This window comes from Herpetosiphonaceae bacterium (assembly GCA_036374795.1).
Lineage (GTDB): Bacteria > Chloroflexota > Chloroflexia > Chloroflexales > Kallotenuaceae > LB3-1.
Map to the genome: position 1 here is coordinate 1 of DASUTC010000042.1, position 1,015 is coordinate 1,015.

Consider the following 1,015-nt stretch of genomic DNA (forward strand, 5'->3'; position numbering starts at 1 on the left):
GGGCCGCAGGTCCAGGTCGTCAACATCTATGGCCTGACCGAGATCAGCGACATCAATATTCTGGGTGTGCTGCGCGCCGACGATCTTGGCAAACCGGTTACGGTGGGCACGCCGTTGCAGAACAACCGGATCTACATCCTCAACGCCGCCAACCAGCCGCAGCCCATCGGGATTGCGGGCGAGGTCTGCATTGCGGGCGAGAGCGTGTCGCGCGGCTACCTGTACCGCCCCGACCTCACGGCGGAGCGCTTTGTGCCGTGTCCGTTCGAGGACGGCGCGCTGATGGTGCGCACCGGCGATCTTGGCCGCTGGCTCCCCAACGGCACGGTCGAGATCCTGGGCCGCATCGATCAGCAGGTCAAGGTGCGCGGCTTCCGCATTGAGACGGGCGAGATCGAGGCGGTGCTGGCGCAACACCCAGGCATCGATGAGTGCGCTGTGGTAGCGCGCGCGGATAGGCCTGGAGAGAAGCGGCTGGTAGGCTACGTGGTGGAACAACGAACAGCGAACAACGAACAAGCGGAGAACCTGGAACCTGGAACCTGGAGCGCGGAACTCCGCGCGTACCTTGCCAAACAACTCCCCGACTACATGATCCCATCCGCGTTTGTGGTGTTGGACGCGCTGCCGAGGACACCCAGCGGCAAGCTCGATCGCCAGGCATTGCCTGCGCCAGACGGAGAGCGCTCTGCGCTGGCGGCGACGTATGTAGCGCCGCAGACCGAGATCGAGCAGATGATTGCCGCGATCTGGCGCGAGATGCTACAGGTCGAACGGGTGGGTATCCACGACAGTTTCTTTGAGATTGGCGGCCACTCATTGCTGATGGTCCAGCTTCAAACCAAGCTGCACGAAACGTTCGATACCCACCTTTCAATCGTCGACCTGTTCCAATACCCGACGATCCATTTGCTGGCCGAGCGGCTCCAGCAGCAGCGCGTCGCGCCGCCGACCTTCCAGCAGAGTCGGGAGCAAGCCCACAGTCGTAAAGCGGCCATGCAGCACCAGGCCCGGC

General features: G+C 63.3%; 1 protein-coding gene. It reads left to right on the forward strand.

Going from position 1 to position 1,015, the window contains the following annotated elements; all coding sequences use genetic code 11:
• Positions 1 to 1,015: non-ribosomal peptide synthetase (locus VFZ66_02710; GenBank protein ID HEX6288068.1), on the forward strand; the 1,015-nt coding region annotated here is incomplete at both ends.